Origin of the sequence: Eubacterium xylanophilum ATCC 35991 (genome assembly GCF_000518685.1) — a bacterium.
Lineage (GTDB): Bacteria > Bacillota > Clostridia > Lachnospirales > Lachnospiraceae > Eubacterium_F > Eubacterium_F xylanophilum.
Map to the genome: position 1 here is coordinate 12,455 of NZ_KI912471.1, position 16,264 is coordinate 28,718.

At 39.0% G+C, this 16,264-nt stretch carries 14 protein-coding genes; 9 read left to right on the forward strand and 5 right to left on the reverse strand.

Annotated features, from left to right (window positions below):
• Window positions 1-17 precede the first annotated feature (17 nt).
• Complete coding sequence (locus tag L877_RS0108490; protein WP_026835697.1) at window positions 18-1,712, reverse strand: outer membrane protein assembly factor BamB family protein; 1,695 nt, start codon at window positions 1,710-1,712, stop codon at window positions 18-20.
• Window positions 1,713-1,874: 162 nt separating this feature from the next.
• Here L877_RS0108490 and L877_RS13600 point away from each other — a divergent pair, with 162 nt between their 5' ends.
• The 4 genes from L877_RS13600 to L877_RS0108510 are packed head-to-tail and all read left to right on the forward strand — an operon-like array spanning window position 1,875 to window position 5,819.
• Window positions 1,875-2,735, forward strand: coding sequence for a DUF4430 domain-containing protein (locus L877_RS13600; RefSeq protein WP_051437772.1), 861 nt, complete (start codon window positions 1,875-1,877; stop codon window positions 2,733-2,735).
• A 26-nt stretch (window positions 2,736-2,761) separates the two neighbouring features.
• Window positions 2,762-3,604 carry an energy-coupling factor transporter transmembrane component T family protein gene (locus L877_RS0108500; RefSeq protein WP_026835698.1) on the forward strand — a complete coding sequence of 281 codons (843 nt, stop codon included), beginning with the start codon at window positions 2,762-2,764 and terminating at the stop codon, window positions 3,602-3,604.
• 3 nt (window positions 3,605-3,607) lie between these two features.
• On the forward strand, window positions 3,608-5,098 hold the full coding sequence (locus tag L877_RS0108505) for an ABC transporter ATP-binding protein (protein ID WP_026835699.1): 1,491 nt from the start codon (window positions 3,608-3,610) through the stop codon (window positions 5,096-5,098).
• A gap of 1 nt (window position 5,099) precedes the next feature.
• Entirely contained in the window at window positions 5,100-5,819 is a 720-nt protein-coding gene (locus tag L877_RS0108510) for an ECF transporter S component (protein WP_026835700.1), read from the forward strand.
• Window positions 5,820-5,922: 103 nt separating this feature from the next.
• On the opposite strand, the gene L877_RS0108515 is transcribed toward L877_RS0108510, so the two are convergent.
• Both L877_RS0108515 and L877_RS0108520 read right to left on the reverse strand, forming a co-directional pair.
• Window positions 5,923-6,219: a hypothetical protein gene (locus L877_RS0108515; RefSeq protein WP_026835701.1), complete on the reverse strand. Its 297-nt coding sequence runs from the start codon at window positions 6,217-6,219 to the stop codon at window positions 5,923-5,925.
• Between the two features lie 112 nt (window positions 6,220-6,331).
• A complete protein-coding gene (locus L877_RS0108520) occupies window positions 6,332-8,617 on the reverse strand; it encodes an ATP-dependent helicase (protein ID WP_026835702.1) in 2,286 nt (761 codons plus the stop codon).
• A gap of 122 nt (window positions 8,618-8,739) precedes the next feature.
• Between L877_RS0108520 and L877_RS0108525 the strand changes: the two genes are divergently transcribed.
• The gene (locus tag L877_RS0108525) at window positions 8,740-10,101 is read left to right on the forward strand and encodes an MATE family efflux transporter (protein WP_026835703.1); all 1,362 of its coding nucleotides are present in this window, start codon (window positions 8,740-8,742) and stop codon (window positions 10,099-10,101) included.
• A 3-nt stretch (window positions 10,102-10,104) separates the two neighbouring features.
• A complete protein-coding gene (gene pap, locus L877_RS0108530) occupies window positions 10,105-11,562 on the forward strand; it encodes a polyphosphate:AMP phosphotransferase (RefSeq protein WP_341349146.1) in 1,458 nt (485 codons plus the stop codon).
• A gap of 55 nt (window positions 11,563-11,617) precedes the next feature.
• On the opposite strand, the gene L877_RS0108535 is transcribed toward pap, so the two are convergent.
• Together L877_RS0108535 and L877_RS0108540 are read right to left on the reverse strand one after the other, a co-directional pair.
• On the reverse strand, window positions 11,618-12,751 hold the full coding sequence (locus tag L877_RS0108535) for a DUF4317 domain-containing protein (RefSeq protein ID WP_026835705.1): 1,134 nt from the start codon (window positions 12,749-12,751) through the stop codon (window positions 11,618-11,620).
• Window positions 12,752-13,024 carry a hypothetical protein gene (locus L877_RS0108540; protein WP_026835706.1) on the reverse strand — a complete coding sequence of 91 codons (273 nt, stop codon included), beginning with the start codon at window positions 13,022-13,024 and terminating at the stop codon, window positions 12,752-12,754. It abuts the gene before it with no gap.
• A gap of 349 nt (window positions 13,025-13,373) precedes the next feature.
• On the opposite strand from L877_RS0108540, the gene L877_RS0108545 reads away from it, so the two are divergent.
• Genes L877_RS0108545 through rimO form a run of 3 tightly spaced genes read left to right on the forward strand, consistent with a single transcriptional unit; the run spans window position 13,374 to window position 16,263 of the window.
• Complete coding sequence (locus L877_RS0108545) at window positions 13,374-14,054, forward strand: GTP pyrophosphokinase (RefSeq protein ID WP_026835707.1); 681 nt, start codon at window positions 13,374-13,376, stop codon at window positions 14,052-14,054.
• Between the two features lie 21 nt (window positions 14,055-14,075).
• A complete protein-coding gene (folD, locus tag L877_RS0108550; RefSeq protein WP_026835708.1) occupies window positions 14,076-14,909 on the forward strand; it encodes a bifunctional methylenetetrahydrofolate dehydrogenase/methenyltetrahydrofolate cyclohydrolase FolD in 834 nt (277 codons plus the stop codon).
• A 22-nt stretch (window positions 14,910-14,931) separates the two neighbouring features.
• The gene (gene rimO / locus L877_RS0108555; protein WP_026835709.1) at window positions 14,932-16,263 is read left to right on the forward strand and encodes a 30S ribosomal protein S12 methylthiotransferase RimO; all 1,332 of its coding nucleotides are present in this window, start codon (window positions 14,932-14,934) and stop codon (window positions 16,261-16,263) included.
• The last annotated feature ends 1 nt before the right edge of the window (window position 16,264 follow it).

Sequence of the window (16,264 nt, forward strand, 5' to 3'; positions counted from 1 at the left end):
ATAGAAGAAGGTCGGTATCATGCGATACCGACCTTTTTATATACTCTTTTTGAAGAAATCTTTTTATTGTTTAGGCCATAGAAGTAAACTTTATACTTACCTTTGGATAGCTTGATTGTTTTCTTTTTCCCGGCTATAATAAAGCTTTTATAATAAGTAGTGGTCTTAGTCGTTCGAAGTAGGATAATAAGGGTTTTCTTGCTTTTTTTACCTTTAATCCACTTAAATGTAACTATATGTTTTTTTCCACTCTTTTTTTTGCTAATGAACTTAATCCTCTTTGGTGGTTTAATTAAGCCAGATTTTTTGTACTTTTTAAGGACCTTATTCATCTTGTCACTGGCTATCGAAGTTTTCTTTGCGATTGAAGGATTGCCAGTGGGAGAGGGCGATGCGGCTGGTGTTACTGTTGGCCTAGGTGTAGGATCCACATCTCCATCTTTTCGCTGTCTTATACAGAAAAATCTTCCGCTGTCATTGGAGTAATATAGATTTCCACTCTCATCTGCGGCTATATCTGATATACAGAATTGCTTGTCATTGACTGGTTCAAATACTGTATTGATTTCAGAATATTGCTCTTTATCATAAAGATAAGTTAAACTATATATTCCGCCAGGTGGAAAGTTTTGTGTAAAGTAAATTGATATCTTATGTTCGGAAGAATTATTTACTTCCGAGATAAGAGGAGTGGACTTGATATCTGCCAAGGGATTCCCTTCTCTTCGAATAACTTTTTTCTGGCTAAAGTCTTTGTTTAAAATTGTTATACAACCCTCAGAATTTTGATAGCTACAGGTGAAAATCTTATTCTTATATATTATAGGAGCAGTGGTACAATTGGCATTGCTTAGCTTGTTCTCTCCTAGAGACTCACCTATTAAATCAGTTATCTTTCCATCACCATCAAGAGAAAATCTATATATATTTGCTGCAGTCGAATTGAGATAGAAGCATCCGCTTTCGGCATCATATATGACACTTGAGCGAATTTTCTTAGTGTCCACAAGGGGAGTATCTTCGATATCCTTTACATCATAGAGAATATTTTCCGTTGCATCATGGATGACTATCTTACCATTGTCGCCACCAAATACTATGTATTTTCCATCAGTCGCAGCCCCACTCCAATAGAATCCGCAGGGATCCTCATCGCAGGAGTACCTCCAAGCTTCTTTCCCGGTATCAGCATTTATTCCATAAAAAGCTCCTTCAGTTCCGGCACCATTGGTTACTCCGGTGTAAATCATTCCCTCATGATATAGAATATTGCATAGAGATTGACCTTCCTGCATATTGAATGTCCATTTTTGAGAAAATGTTCCGATATCAATACATACAATATTTCCCTTGCTGAGTGGAATATATAAACTATCATCCTGTAGGATCATCTTACAAGCGGAATTCATCTCGGTTGCTAAATCCAGCTTTTTGAGAATATTGCCATTATAATCAAGGCAATATAAGCTTTTATAGCTATATATATAGATGTTTGATGCTGTAAAGCAGGGTGTGGAGTTGTAAGCTGTTCCTGTTGTTTCTCTGAATTTCACGGACCATTTTACAAAGCCTTTATCAGGTGTTTGTGCTGTGGTGATATGTTTAGTCACATAATCGCAGTCCGAAGCGGCTTGGGATGCAGGAGCAAATGCCATTGTAGTGGCCACAACCGCGGTTAGGACAGTGCTAATAAGTCTGTTAGGTAGTTTCATGTTAGTTTCCTCCGTTATTGTTCTTGTCCTTCTCAAGTGAAGGTGTTCTTATTATAACACAATGAAGAGAGTTTGAAAATGCACTTTCTTGACGATATATGCCTAATTTGTTATAATTATACTTGTGTTTAAAAGCATTATCGAAAGGACGGATATTTCCGCATGTTGGATACAAGAAAAAAGATTGTTATTTTTTGTGTTGTTGCATTGTTTGCAACTTTTTGTCTTATTCACTTTAGTGGCGAGGATGATACCAAAAAGGTAGATACTAAACCAGCTGATTTTGTTACAGAGACTGTCACTGGTACGAGTATTGTGGCCCCAGTGGAGAAGGAGACTACTTCTGTAGAAAAACATGATAAGAAGCCAAATAAAGAGGATAAAACCCAAAAAAACAAGAAAAAAACGGTAGAAGATAGGGCTACGACTAAAAAGGTCGGGGCCCTTAACAATTCAGGTGAAGTCAAAAAAGATGCTGACAATAAGGATAATGGCTATAAAAATGCCAAGGGAAATTCGGCTAAAAAACCTGCTTCCAAGGCAAAGGATAGTCAAGCATCCCCGAATGTTGACTTAGATTCAAATAAAGTTTCTGATAACCGTATATCTAGTAAAAAAAGCGCAGAAGAAACCAAAGCGAAGACTTGTGAGCTTAGCATTGATTGCTCTGAAGTATTCAAGTATCTTGATTTGGCTAAACCCAATATCACTAAGGTTATTCCTGGGGATGGGAACATTTTCTCAGGTAATGTGGAGATAAAGCAAGGTGACACGGTATTCTCGGTTGTCAAGAGAGTGTGTGAGAGAGAAAAAATCCAGCTTGATTATGAGATGGTTCCCATGTACAAAACCTACTACATAAAGGGAATAAGTAACTTGTATGAGTTCGATTGCGGAGATGAGAGCGGTTGGATGTACCGTGTTAATGGAGTCTTGCCCAATGTTGGATGCAGTGGTTTTAACGTAAAGGACAAGGATAAGGTTCAGCTTTTCTATACTTGTAAAAAGCAGTTTGATGTATAGAGTTTAGACGATTAGAGGTAAGAAGATTGAATTATTTTGGAAAGTTTCATCCGACAATAATTATGCTATACTACTTTATTGCGGTATTTCTCAACGTATATTATTTTGACTTAGGTGTAAGTCTTGTTTTTTTCTTAAGTCAGATTTTTTCATATATATATTATAAGGGAGTTAATAAAGGAGTTAAATTTGTTCTCAAGGGAATTATTCTCATCGAGATAATTGCCGTCCTCAATTCAGTGATAAATGGTCGGGGCATGACCATCTTTCTTACTGTTTTGGGACAGAAAATAATGCTTGAAAGCTATATATATGGCACCAATCTCGGTTTGATTCTTGTGGGAACCCTTCTTCTGTTTGGGGGATACAATGAGTTGATGTCATCTGGAAAGATAATGACTGTTTTGGGAAAACATTTCCCTGGAATAGCAATGTCATTTTCTACAGTTTTAATGTTTGTAGAAAAGATAAAATGGCTATATGGCAAACTTCGAGAGAACAATCATCTGGGAATTCCACTTATAAATACTATAACTGCCTTGTCACTGGAGGAGGCGGTAGATACCGGCATGTCCATGGAGTATCGCGGATACGGAAAGGGTGGAAAGCGAACAAGTATCTACTCAAAGGATTTTGTAAAAAAAGATATAATATTTGCGTTGATTATTGTTACGCTAAGTATACTGAGCATTGTGCTTTATAAGAATTCACAGACGCATATATATATATATCCATATCTAGATATGAACTTTGATGGACTTGGATTATCGACATATGGTCTGTTGGGAGGAATATTTATACTTCCTTTTATCATCAATATTACTAAAGAAATCAAGTGGAAATTTGCAATTAAACAGATAAGGAGTTAAGTCATGAGTAGTCATTCAGTAAGGCCACAGGCTGAGGAACAGTTTATAAAATTCGAGAATATAACATATTGTTATCCGGATAGTGACAAGCCTGCTTTGGATAAGGTGAGTTTCGAGATAGAAAAGGGAGATTTTCTCTTGGTTTTTGGTGCTTCAGGAAGCGGTAAGTCTACGCTTTTGAACTATCTAAAGAAAAAGAATATGGATTATGGTTTTGTGGGGCAGAATCCCAGTGCACAGATGGCTACGGATAAAGTTATTCATGAGATTGCTTTTTCGTTAGAAAACCAGGGTGTCGCCAAAGATAAAATGTGGAGTATGATTGCCGAGATATCCAATTTCTTTGGCATCGAGAGTTGGATGGAAAGGGATACTATCTCGCTTTCCGGTGGAGAAAAGCAATTAGTTAACCTTGCTGCAGCTTTGGTGGGCGGAACCGAGGTCCTCCTCTTGGACGAGCCATCTGCACAGCTTGATCCCATGGCGGCAGTGGAGTTTTTCTCTATTCTCAAGCGGATCAATGAAGAACTTGGAATTACTGTTATCGTTGTAGAGCAGCGATTGGAAGAAGTTCTCGGAATGGCAGATAAGATCATGGCCATAGAAGATGGAAAAATCAAAATCTTTGGTGAAGTAAATCAGGTGATGAGAGATATCTGTACTAATAAAGATTTATATGATTTGGCAGAATATTTTCCTGAATATGTAAAAATGTTCCGAGATTACGTGGAGGATGCAGGAAAAATGGCAGAAAACTGCCCGACGACTGTGAAGGATGCTCTGAGACTCGCATCAAAGTTTGATTTGGAAGTGGGGAAAAGAGAGTATAAGAGCGGTGGAACTAGATTTGCTATTAAGAATATATATTTTAGATATGGAAAAAAAGATGAGGATATCTTTGAAGATGCAAGTGCGAGCTTTGATGAGGGAGTAGTTTATGGTATTGTGGGGGGCAATGGCAGTGGAAAATCCACGCTTTTAAAGATTATTCTTGGCAAGCTCAAGCCATATAATGGGAAGATTCCCAAGGGACTAAAAATTGATTATATCCCACAGGATCCCAAGTATATGTTTGTATCGGATAAAGTTTCTCAAATTGTCAAGGATAGAGAGGCCTTGGAATTTTGGGGGATTGAAGACCTTGTCAGTAGGCATCCTTATGACGTGAGTGGAGGACAGATGCAGAGGATAGCGTTTGCAACCATATGGGATAGCAAAAGTGATATTATTCTTTTTGATGAGCCAACTAAGGGACTTGACCCGGTTTGGAAGAATAAATTCATAGAATATGTTCGAGAGCAAGCGGATGCAGGGAAGACTATTATAATGGTTTCTCACGATGTTGAAGTTGTTGCCAAAGTATGTGACAAGATATCTATGTGTTTTAACAGAGAATTATCTGCACCGATGGAATGTATGGATTTTTTTCTTGACAATAAGTTTTTTACGACGGTGAGAAGCAAGATTATTAGAAGGATAAAGGGGAGAGTTTGAAGTGAGTGATGGTACAAAGAGAGATGCTAGAAAGAGGATCATCCTAGAGATTGTTTTGGTACTTTTGAGCATAGGAGTTTTGGCTTATAGTCTTTTGAAACTGGGGGGCAAGATGTATTATCTAATATGTGTTGCCATGGTTCTCATAAGTATTATATTCTTTATGATCCAGTACGAGCGCAAAGAACCCAAAGTTACAGAGATAATGCTTGTGGCAGTGCTCTGCAGTATTGGTGTTGTTTCGAGAATATCACTGGCATTTTTACCGCAGGTAAAGCCAATGGCAGTATTTGTGATTATAGCTGGAGTTTCTATGGGACCCGAGACTGGCTTTTTTGCCGGCATGCTATGTGCCTTTGTGTCCAATTTTTACTTTGGCCAGGGATCTTGGACACCATTTCAGATGTTCGCTCTGGGGGTTGTTGGTTTTTTTGCAGGTATAATATTTAAAAGCCAGGATGTGAAGCCTTGGAAGGTTTCTCTATATGGATTTTTGTCCATTGTAATTCTATATGGTGGAATAGTGGATATAAATACACTTTATTATATGACGGGCATGTCTACTAAGGAGGCCCTGATTGCTGTATATGGGGCAGGATTAATGTTCAATGTTATCTATGGACTGTCCACGGCAGCTTTGTTATTTCTGCTATATAAACCAATCATAAAAAGTATTAGAAGAGTAATGAAAAAACAAGATAGAATAAGCGGCATAGACTAGATAAACTCTAAGCTATGCCGCTATTCCAGAGAACAATCTCCATTATGGTCATATCTCTACAACCATTGTTGAAAAAGAGGAAAACAAAAACAATTAATTAACCTTATTCATCAGGTGTAGTATCTTCATCTACTACACTGTCTGTAACGAAATCATCGATATCTTCATCGAAATCATCAAACTCGTCATAATCAAAATCGCCATCAAAATCATCAAGATACTTTGGCACTACGTAACGATATACTAAAAATGCTACACCTGCAACGGCAACGATAACACCTAAAATACCGAAGAACCAGAATAACTTGGTTTTGCATTTTTGGTTCTCGTCATCGCGCTTAAGAATCTTAGCAATTCTCTCAGCATTCATATTGTCTAAAAGTTTATTAACGTTGTACATAAATACACTTACCACCTTTCTTATTTGTCATCTCTTACAATATATATTCTATCATAAATCAAGCTAAAAATCCATAGTTTTTTATAAAATATTCACAAAAAATAATCAATATTTATTCCTGTTTTAGTAATTTTGCAAAACTGCTTCTGAGTTTTCTTGGTCCAGATTTTGAAAACTCAACGCCAACCTCATAATCCCCGCTATCAAGCTGTTTCATGGAGGTGACAGTTCCTGTCCCGAATTTGATATGATAGACTTTGTCCCCTACATCATAATCCGGTTTTGAAGAGCTTGCCAAGTCCGCACCTTTTTTGATAAATGGATTGTTATCCATGGTCATAGGCTTTGTGGAAAAGTACTTGTTTCTCGGCTTTTTGCTTTGACTTGCTCCAAAAGAAGAGAGATCCGTGAAAGATGAACTACTGCTTGTAGGCATTCCGGAGTTATTCTTCTCAGTCAGAAGATGTCTAGGAATCTCATTGATAAATCTAGATGGTGGATTGAAGCAGGTCTCTCCGTTTCGCATTCTCTGTCTGGCGCTGGTGATGGTTAGAGTTTCCATGGCTCTAGTGATTCCAACGTAGCATAGACGCCTTTCCTCCTGTAAATCTTCGTCAGACAGATTATACATAGATTGTCCGCTCGGGAATATGCCATCTTCCATACCGCAGATATATACATTAGGAAATTCAAGTCCCTTAGAACTGTGAAGAGTCATGAGTAGAACTTGTTCAGTATCCTCTGAGACATTGTCAATATCTGATATAAGTGCGATATTCTCCAACAGACCATTAAGAGTGGCTTCTTCGTCTGTTAGATTTTCCATATCATCCTCATATTGCTTAATTTTATTGATAAGAGATTCTATGTTTTCGAGTCTTGACTCTGCCTCAACTGAATCCTCATTTTCAAGATCCTTGATATATCCCGTGACCTCTGTAATATAGTCAAAAAGCTCGATGAGAGAGCAGGATGGGCTTTCTGCAATTTTCTTGGCATTTTCTATCAATCCAACGAAGGAATTAATCCCCCGGGCGGCTCTGGAGCAGCCGTCAATGTAATCTACATCTTTGAGTGCATCGTAAAAGGATATGCCGTGAAGTTCAGCATATTCACTGATTCTGCTTATACTGGCAGCGCCGATACCACGTCTTGGAATATTGATAATTCTCTTGACAGATATATCATCACTCGGATTGTTGACTGTCTTCAGGTAACAGAGTAAATCCTTGATTTCCTTGCGAGAGTAGAAGTTGATGGCGCCAACGATCCTATAGGGAATTCCCTCGAGTACTAGTTTTTCCTCGAAGGGACGTGACTGGGCATTGGTTCTATAGAGAATGGCAAAGTCCTTGTAACTACATCCATTCTGAGATATCTTATGAGAGATATCATCTGCCACGCCTGCGGCCTCCTCGTACTCATTGAAGTAAATCACGTGTTTGATAGGCTCACCTTCGCCCTTGTCTGTCCAAAGTGCCTTTGCCTTTCTATGTGTATTGTTGGCGATGACATTATTGGCGGCATCTAATATATGCTTAGTTGAGCGGTAATTCTGTTCGAGTTTTATAACCTCTGTTCCTGGAAAAAACTTCTCAAAATCGAGGATGTTGCTGATGTTAGCCCCTCTGAACTTATATATAGACTGATCATCATCACCCACGACACAGAGATTGCCATATTTCTTTGCCAGAAGATGAATTAGGCGAAATTGCGCATGATTGGTATCCTGGTACTCATCCACCATCAGGAATTGATAGCGCTCTTGATACATATCTAACACATCCGGATTCTCTTCAAAAAGTTTGACAGTCAACATGATCAAATCGTCAAAATCAAGGGCGTTGTTTTGCTCAAGTCTGTTTTGATAATCCTCATATATATCACCGTAGATGCGTTTGTTAAACTCCTTTGCGACCTCAGCCTTGTACTCTTTTGGAGTTTTGAGAATATTTTTCTGATTAGAAATAGCAGAGAGAAATGTTCTCTCCTTAAACTTCTTCGGATCAAGATTTCGCCTCTTGATGATGTCCTTCATAAGGCTTTTCTGGTCGTCGGCATCATATATGTTAAAACTTCTATCATAGCCGAGTCTGTCAATATATCTTCTGAGAATTCTCACGCAGATTGAGTGAAATGTTCCGACAGTAATAGCTTCGGCGCCGAAATCGACAATCTTATCAACGCGCTCGCGCATCTCGTTAGCAGCCTTGTTGGTAAATGTCAAGGCCATGATGTGATATGGACTCACGCAATACTCATCTATCAAGTAGGCAATCCTATGAGTCAGCACACGAGTCTTACCCGAACCGGCCCCGGCCAATATGAGCAAGGGACCTTCAAAATGCTTGATTGCTTTAACTTGTTCCTCATTGCATGTATTAAAATCAAAAGACATGATAAACTCCTCTTTTCTCTAAATCTAAGTGCTCGTCACCGAACACTTGTTCATTATATCATATTATCATCTTCATAGCAAGTCAAATTGACAAAAATAAGTATTTGATATAAACTTAAATTATGAAAAAAATGATAAGTAATGATTTTTCTCAGGGAAGCTTGATGAGGCATGTTTTGAAGCAGTCAATTCCCCTGTCCATCGCCTATTTCATCCAATTGTTGTACAACATTGTAGATCGCATATATATAGGTCATTTAAATGGGGCGGACGGACGAGTTTTAACCGGCATAGGAATTGTAATTCCCATTATCTCAATTATAGCCGCATTTACCAATCTATTTGCTTCGGGAGGAGCTCCACTTTTCTCTATTGCAAGAGGTGCAGGAGAGAAGGATGATGCATTGGATTTGAAGAACCAGACTTTTTCTCTTTTGGCCATAACCTCAATCGTACTTACAATTGGGTTTTTCTTGTTTAAGAGAGATATTCTTCATATATTTGGAGCTAGCGAGGGCACGTTTGTTTATGCCAATCGTTATTTCTCGATTTATGTATTCGGAACATTTTTCTCTATGGTTGGAAATGGAATGATACAGTTTATAAATGCCGAGGGATTTGCCCAAGAGGGCATGATGATTGTGATTGCGGGAGCTGTAATTAATATTATACTGGATCCTGTTTTTATATTTCTTCTGAATATGGGAATCGGTGGAGCTGCATTGGCAACAGTTCTTGCGCAGATTTGCTCATTTGTGTTGGTGGTAAAGTTTTTGTTGGGAGACAAAACTGCATATCCGATGATAGTTTCTCGAATGAGATTGAAAATTAAAAATGTTGGGCGTATTGTCGCTCTGGGGCTCGCTGGATTTGTTATGGAGGTGAGCAATTCTTTGGTTCAAGCGGTATGCAATATATCAGTTAAGCACTATGGGGGCGACCTCAGCATAACCATTATGACTATTATAAATTCAGTGCGAGAGATAGTAAATATTGCAATAACCGGAATTTCCAACGGAGCCAAACCGGTGATTGGTTATAATTATGGAGCGAGGAAAGGTGAGAGAGTCAAGAAAACAATTGTTATTTGCACGGTGTTATCCTTAGGATATACGCTGTTTATCTGGGTTTTGATTATGCTAATTCCTGGAGTATTTATAAGAGTATTTAACAGTGATCCGAGGATTTTAGAAGATGGAATAATTGCTATGAAATTGTATTTTTCCGGAATATTTTTCATGTCCTTTCAATTTGTCGGTCAAACAACGTTTGTTGCAGTTGGAAAGGCCAAGAATGCGATTTTCTTCTCGATTTTCAGAAAGATTATCATAGTGATTCCGTTGACAATACTGTTGCCGCGTCTGTGGGGGATGGGGATAGATGGAGTATATATTGCAGAGCCGATATCCAATATTATAGGCGGCTGTGCATGTATGACTACCATGTTATTTGTTGTTAGAAAAGAGTTGAAAAAGTTTGATTGAGAGGTGATTGATTTGTTGGAGCAAATTGATGTCACTAAGAAGATGACAAAGGATGTATATGATGAGAAGATGGAGAGTCTTATTATCAAGATGGGAGAACTCCAGCGCAAGTGCAAGGAGTGTGGCATTCCGGTTATTCTGCTATTTGACGGCATAGATGCCGCAGGCAAGGGATTTATGATCAATAAGACAATTCAATTTCTCGATCCTCGTGGTTTCAAAGTTTATACCACGGGGAAGGAGAGTGAAGACGAGAAGATGCGCCCTTATATGTGGAGGTTCTTCACCAAAACTCCTGAAAAAGGAAGGATTCATATCTTTGACCAGAGCTGGTATAAAGGGGCTTTTGATGGAAAGATTTCAGAGAAAGCGGTCAATGATTTTGAAAAAATGTTGACAGATGATGGAGTGCTGATAATTAAGTTGTTTTTGCTGATTAGCAAGAAGACTCAGAAGAAAAGGCTTGATAATCTGCTGGCATCAGAGGATACCAAGTGGCGTGTTACAAAGTCAGATCTAAAAAACAACAAAGACTATGATCAGGTTGTTAGCCGTTATGATGAGATAATCGTCCATACGGACAAGTCCTACTCCCCTTGGACAATTGTAGAGGCAACAGATAAGAATTATGCCTCTTGCAAGATTGCTTCTGTGTTAGTTGAACGCATGGAAGAGGCTGTCAAGAGGGCAGAGAATGGATCGAAACCGGTGCAAAGTGAAGGCGAGAGTGTTGATGACAGCTTCCGCAATGGCATTTTAAATGGCATTGATCTGAGCAAGACTCTCACTCGTGAGGAATATCGCAAAAAACGCAAGGAACTCCAAAAAAGACTTGGGGTCCTGCACAACAAGATGTATCTCCAGAGAGTGCCCGTAGTCTTAGCCTTTGAGGGCTGGGATGCAGGAGGCAAAGGCGGGGCTATAAAGCGTCTCACGCAGGCAATGGATCCGAGGGGGTATGAAGTTGTTCCGATTGCTTCGCCAAATGACATTGAGAGAGCTCACCATTATTTGTGGAGATTTTGGGAAAAGTTTCCAAAAGCAGGTCATATGGCTATATTTGACAGAACATGGTATGGAAGAGTTCTCGTTGAGAGGATTGAGGGATTTGCCACAGAAGAAGAGTGGAAACGCGCCTACAACGAGATTAACAATATGGAGGAGCAGCTGGTTGAAAGTGGTTGCATAGTTCTGAAATTCTGGATGCATGTGGACAAAGATGAGCAGGAGAGGCGTTTCCGTGACAGGGAAAATACTCCTGAAAAGCAGTGGAAAATCACCGACGAGGATTGGAGAAATAGAGCCAAGTGGGATGAGTATGAAAAAGCAGTTGACGAGATGGTTTTGAGGACATCCACAACCGGTGCACCGTGGATAATCGTTGAGGCAAATTCAAAGTATTATGCGAGAATTAAAGTGCTTGAAACGGTGATAGAAGCTCTTGAAAAGAGATTAAAATAGCGGAATATTTTCCCGTATTAAAGAAAAATATTCCGCCGGTATTTATTAGAAACAATTATTCTGCAGGATTGGCTACTCGAATTCCGTTTACGATGACATTGTCATTGCATTCAATGACGATACATGGCTTTCCGTCGATGATTCGAGTATCAACTAGATCTGTGCGCTCCGGGCTGACATTGATTGTCACGTCCGGAGTTTTTAATTCAAATTTTCTCTGGTTAGTTATATTGCTGGCAACAAATGATTGCCCTTCAGCTACAGAAGACTCGAAAGTCTCGGCAAATTTTTCCACAGATTCCTCGGTTGCGCCGCTGTTGATGAGAAGTTTTTTCATGTCTTCTTTGTCCAACTCGACTGGTTCCGGCTCGTCGGCCTTCTCGGCAATCATCTCGGCGAGGTTATCGTGGATATTTCTGACAATTTCAAATTCACAATCTCTTCCTAGGGATTCCTCTACAATTGTAGAAAAAACTTCTTTTTGCTCTTTTGCCGGAATTGGAAGAGTGCATCGAAGCATATTTTCTGAAAATTCGATATCTGTTTCATCAGAATTCTTGGTATAGTAGAGGATGTTGTGAATATCCATATTCCTATCGTTAAAAGCGGGATACAAAAAACCGTTGGCTGGCGCCTGAACTATCCAATCCCTCATGTGTTCCTCGATGCTGTTTTTCTGACGATTATAGTAGAGAGCTGCCTTTGATAGCTTCACCGGACATATGCTGCATAGAATGAAGTCATATACGTATTCTGATGCATCAAAGTTCTCCACGCCGTCACTTGTGATAGTTGGGATATCATAGGTGTCGTGGATCAAGATGATTAGATATTCTCCGTCATAATTATATGTTTCTATGATTTTATCATATAGCTTATCTAGAAGTGCGTCGTCGCAAAGCTTGCTCTGAACCAATTCATAGAGAAACTTTTGAGAGCCATCTTCGCTGGTCTCTTCCTCCGTTGGGAACTCCATATTGAGAAGATTCTTTCCAAGTGTTCCCGAGAGAGTCTTTTTCATGATATCTACATACTTGTGCATCTCCTCGTCCGGGAGAGAGTAGAAGGCCTCCTTGAAATCAAGTCTTTTATTCTTTTCAAAATCGACATAGCATCCGGTAATCCTAGTGATTCCATTGTCATTTTTATTAAATTCTTTGCGAATCTCCGCAATTTCTTTTTTGTTCATTTAGTAATCCTCCTCTATAACGTAAATCTCCAAATAATCAAAATCAATGGAGTCAATGAAATTTCCATCGTAGAATCTGGTTTTGTCCATCTTCTTGAATTCTTCGATGTTATTATCTAGCCAGATGGGTTTTGAGAGGTCAAAGTCATAACAAATCTTGTCGATGGCGTCAAAAACCTTCTTTGTCCTAGACATTTCTCTTGAATCATTCTCCACAACGATATCCTTGATTATTCTGTTGTTTTTTATAGTTTTTGCCCATAATCTAAACATAATATAAAATATTGCTCCTATAAGTAATATGGCTTTGCATCGGGGGCTGGTGTTGTCCCGTTGCAGATAAGTAAAATTATACTTTCTTGTCGAAAAAAAGTAAAGGCTTAAAATGATTTTTTTTTGAAATTTTCTGTGGGCGTGTATTAATAATTAAGAAAAATATTTTGTTTAATAACACCCTTGACAACCTTGTAAAATTCTCCAAAATGTGGTATATTTATTATATGGAAAAGGGCGATTTGAGCCGAGCATTTCATTGACATTAGAGTAGAATTAAGTTATAATGAAAATTGTGGGATTATGCCTAGATGGCGATTCACACCAAATAAAGTGAGAAGGGGTTAATATGTTAAACCAGGATTTTGAGATTTCTCCAAGAGAGTTGACTGACATTCCAATTGATATGTTTCACCTTTTTGGAGAGGAAGAACGCGAATTTCAAAAAATGATTATGATGTACAATGGGGCGATTCGTGAAGTTCGAACCAAGCTTCATGTTCTCAATGATGAATTGAGTATAACTAAGAAGCGAAATCCTATTGAGTTTATTGAGTCAAGAATCAAGGAACCTGTGAGTATCTCATCAAAACTCAAGCGTAAGGGATATCCTGTTTCTGTTGAATCTGCGATGGAACATTTGTCTGACATTGCAGGTATTCGTGTGATATGCGCATTTATCGATGACATATATCGAGTTGCGGATATGCTGACTATGCAGGATGATATTGAAATCATTAAGAGAAAAGATTATATCAAGTATCCGAAAGCCAACGGTTATCGAAGCTTGCATCTTATAATTGAAGTTCCAGTGTTCTTCTCGGATCACAAGGAACTTATGCGCGTAGAAGTCCAGATTAGAACAATAGCGATGGACTTTTGGGCAAGCCTTGAGCATCAGCTCAAGTATAAAAAAGATATTGAAGATTCGGACAATATTATATATGAATTACATTCCTGTGCCAATACTATTCACAGGACAGATTTGCATATGCAATCACTCAGAGACCGAATCGTAGAAAATTCATAGAAAATAGAGAGGTAATATTAGATGGCAAAGATAATTGACGGAAAGAAGATTTCCGCACAAATCAAAGATGAACTAAAGGAAAGAGTTGAGAAGGAGAATCTGGATGTGACACTTGCAGTCATCCTTGTTGGCGATGATCCTGCTTCAGCAGTTTATGTCGGAAACAAGAAAAAGGCTTGTGAGTATATCGGGATCAAATCCCTTTCTTATGAGTTGCCGGCAGATACTACGGAAGAAAAACTTTTGGGGCTTATAGATGAGCTGAATAACAGAGACGATGTAGACGGCATATTAGTTCAGTTGCCATTGCCAAAACATTTGGATGAAGATAAAGTTATCAAAGCGATTTCTCCGATAAAGGATGTTGATGGCTTCCATCCACAGAGCGTTGGTGCTCTTAGCATAGGTCAGCCTGGATTTGTATCATGTACACCTGCAGGTATCATTCAGCTTCTCAAGAGAAGTGATGTTGAGATAGACGGCAAGGAGTGCGTGATTATCGGGCGCAGCAATATTGTAGGTAAGCCTATGTCGCTTCTTATGTTGCGTGAAAATGCCACAGTTACTGTATGTCATTCCCATACCAAGAATTTGGAGGAAGTTGCAAAGAGAGCAGATATTCTCATCGTAGCTATCGGAAAACCTTTGTTTGTAGATGATAAATTTGTCAAGGAAGGTGCTGTAGTTATCGATGTTGGAATTCATCGCAAGGAAGATGGAAAGCTCTGTGGCGATGTTGATTTTGAAAAAGTCGAGAAGGTGGCAAGTGCTATTACACCAGTTCCCGGAGGAGTTGGACCTATGACTATCGCAATGTTGATGAATAACTGCATTGCAGCTAAGGATTTAAAGTAAGTTTGTGACAGGGGAACTTGTAATGAATATTTATTTTGTATCACTTGGATGTGATAAAAATTTAGTAGATACTGAAAAGATGCTGTTTCTGTTGGGAGAGAGCGGACACGTAATCGTAGACGACCCGGCAGAAGCAGATGTTATTGTTGTAAATACATGTGCATTTATTCATGATGCCAAGCAGGAAAGCATAGAGACGCTCATAGAATTATCAGAGTACAAAAACAGTGCCAAGTGTCAACTTGTTATTGCAACTGGTTGTCTTGCAGAGCGATATGCAGATCAAATGTCCGAGGAAATGCCGGAGGTTGACATCATGGTGGGCACAACAGCATATGATGACATCGTCGATATCATCAATGATCATGCCGCAAAAAGCAAGATAAACAAGAAGAATCTCATGTATCTTCCAAGCAAACTCACGGGGCGTATGCCTTCAGGAGTTACCCATACAAGATATCTTAAGATAAGTGAAGGTTGTAATAAATGCTGTACCTATTGCAGCATTCCTTTTATGCGCGGTGGATACAGAAGCGTTCCGATGGAAGAGCTCTTGACAGAGGCTGCATCTCTGGTGGAAGATGGAGCGAGAGAGTTGATTCTTGTAGCCCAGGAAACAACGCTCTATGGAAAAGATATTTACGGCAAAAAGTCGCTACACATCTTGATTCAGAAGCTCTCGGAATTAGAGGATTTGAAATGGATAAGACTTATGTATTGTTATCCTGAAGAAATCTATGATGAATTAATCGAAGAGATGGCGTCAAATCCTAAGGTGTGCAATTATATAGATATGCCTATTCAACATTGCAATGACGAGATATTAAAATCAATGGGCAGGTTGACGCACAAGGCTGAGCTCCTTCAGAAGATACAGATGTTGAGAGACAGAATTCCCGATATCGCCATCAGAACTACATTTATCACTGGTTTTCCGGGAGAGACGGAAGATCAACATCAGGAATGCGTTCAATTTGTCAAAGACATGAAGTTTGACAGACTTGGAGTATTTACATATTCTGAGGAAGAGGGGACTAAAGCCGCAACTTTCCCTGACAAAGTAGATGAGGACACTAAGAAGAGATGGATGGATGAAATCATGAAAACGAGTCAGGAGAATATTTTTGCGACAAATGAGAAGTACCTTGGACAAGAATTTGATGTGATGATAGAGGGATTTATTCCCGAAGACAATGTTTATATTGGACGAACATACAAGGATTCGCCGGACATAGACGGAATGGTATTTGTCAGATGCTTCGAAGACTTTATGTCAGGTACAATTATCAAAGTAAAGATTACAAGTGTAAATCAATATGATTTAGTAGGAGAATATATCGAGGAGAGATCTTGAT

Bases quoted from the DNA above. Each gene is read 5' to 3' on its own strand.
- L877_RS0108520 (WP_026835702.1), bottom strand. From the start codon at position 8,617: ATGTCTTTTGATTTTAATACATGCAATGAGGAACAAGTTAAAGCAATC.
- L877_RS0108545 (WP_026835707.1), top strand. From the start codon at position 13,374: ATGTTAAACCAGGATTTTGAGATTTCTCCAAGAGAGTTGACTGACATT.
- folD (WP_026835708.1), top strand. From the start codon at position 14,076: ATGGCAAAGATAATTGACGGAAAGAAGATTTCCGCACAAATCAAAGAT.
- L877_RS13600 (WP_051437772.1), top strand. From the start codon at position 1,875: ATGTTGGATACAAGAAAAAAGATTGTTATTTTTTGTGTTGTTGCATTG.
- L877_RS0108490 (WP_026835697.1), bottom strand. From the start codon at position 1,712: ATGAAACTACCTAACAGACTTATTAGCACTGTCCTAACCGCGGTTGTG.
- L877_RS0108515 (WP_026835701.1), bottom strand. From the start codon at position 6,219: ATGTACAACGTTAATAAACTTTTAGACAATATGAATGCTGAGAGAATT.
- L877_RS0108540 (WP_026835706.1), bottom strand. From the start codon at position 13,024: ATGTTTAGATTATGGGCAAAAACTATAAAAAACAACAGAATAATCAAG.
- L877_RS0108505 (WP_026835699.1), top strand. From the start codon at position 3,608: ATGAGTAGTCATTCAGTAAGGCCACAGGCTGAGGAACAGTTTATAAAA.
- L877_RS0108525 (WP_026835703.1), top strand. From the start codon at position 8,740: ATGAAAAAAATGATAAGTAATGATTTTTCTCAGGGAAGCTTGATGAGG.
- L877_RS0108535 (WP_026835705.1), bottom strand. From the start codon at position 12,751: ATGAACAAAAAAGAAATTGCGGAGATTCGCAAAGAATTTAATAAAAAT.
- rimO (WP_026835709.1), top strand. From the start codon at position 14,932: ATGAATATTTATTTTGTATCACTTGGATGTGATAAAAATTTAGTAGAT.